Source organism: Paenibacillus chungangensis, assembly GCF_042675905.1.
In the GTDB taxonomy this organism is placed as follows: domain Bacteria; phylum Bacillota; class Bacilli; order Paenibacillales; family Paenibacillaceae; genus Pristimantibacillus; species Pristimantibacillus chungangensis.
In genome coordinates, this window is record NZ_JBHTJZ010000003.1 from 1 (window position 1) to 913 (window position 913).

Annotated in this window: 1 protein-coding gene, 2 tRNA genes and 2 rRNA genes; 4 read left to right on the plus strand and 1 reads right to left on the minus strand. The window is 48.6% G+C overall.

Annotation, left to right across the window (positions count from 1 at the left end):
- From ACFQ2I_RS00730 to ACFQ2I_RS00745, 4 genes are all read left to right on the plus strand, one after another.
- Positions 1–53, plus strand: a 16S ribosomal RNA gene (locus tag ACFQ2I_RS00730); the annotation flags it as partial.
- A gap of 152 nt (positions 54–205) precedes the next feature.
- Positions 206–322 (plus strand): 5S ribosomal RNA (rrf, locus tag ACFQ2I_RS00735).
- 181 nt (positions 323–503) lie between these two features.
- Positions 504–580: transfer RNA gene (locus tag ACFQ2I_RS00740), tRNA-Ile, on the plus strand.
- 29 nt (positions 581–609) lie between these two features.
- A tRNA-Ala gene (locus ACFQ2I_RS00745) sits at positions 610–685 on the plus strand.
- Positions 686–727: 42 nt separating this feature from the next.
- On the opposite strand, the gene ACFQ2I_RS00750 is transcribed toward ACFQ2I_RS00745, so the two are convergent.
- On the minus strand, positions 728–913 hold a 186-nt coding region (locus ACFQ2I_RS00750), incomplete at its 5' end, for a hypothetical protein (RefSeq protein WP_377561537.1).

Consider the following 913-nt stretch of genomic DNA (forward strand, 5'->3'; position numbering starts at 1 on the left):
TGAAGTCGTAACAAGGTAGCCGTATCGGAAGGTGCGGCTGGATCACCTCCTTTCTAAGGAATTACCCGATCACGATGATGATCGGATAAGGAAGCATCAGCTTCCCTCTCAGGCAGTAGTTGCTCGCTCGTTGTCAGTTTTGAAGGAGTAATCCTTCCATAATAAGATGGGATCGCCTCTTGGTGATTCGATCGACGAAATTCCGTTTGGTGGCGATGGCGGAGGGGATCCACGCGTTCCCATCCCGAACACGACCGTTAAGCCCTCCAGCGCCGATGGTACTTGGACCGCAGGGTCCTGGGAGAGTAGGGCGTCGCCAAGCGGTTTATCCAAGATGCAGTGCCTTGCTCGCTATGAGTATGGCGTACTCATCGAAGATAAGTCAAATAAGTTCAGATATTATAAAGGAAGTACACGGTTCCGACCTCGAAGCGATTCGGGTGGTTGGTTCATTCGTTGCGGAATGGACCTGTTAAATGGACTGGTTAATAACATAGCGATAAGGGCCTTTAGCTCAGCTGGTTAGAGCGCACCCCTGATAAGGGTGAGGTCGGTGGTTCGAGTCCACTAAGGCCCACCATTCCCTCCTATGAAGACGGGATATATCATGGGGCCATAGCTCAGCTGGGAGAGCGCCTGCCTTGCAAGCAGGAGGTCAGCGGTTCGATCCCGCTTGGCTCCACCATAAAACATCGCGTTATTGTATTTTCTGAAGTTGATCGGAAAGTCAATCAGCGAAAAACAATTGTTCCTTGAAAACTGGATAACGAAAGTAACAATAAAGCATTCCAGCTGCTTTTGAAGCAGTGAGAAGCTTTATGCTGAAACATCCTTTAGCTGAAGCATTAAAATAAACGTTTGACATGTAGCGTCTTTTCTGAAGCCATTCAGGAAAGTCACTCATCGAAAAACG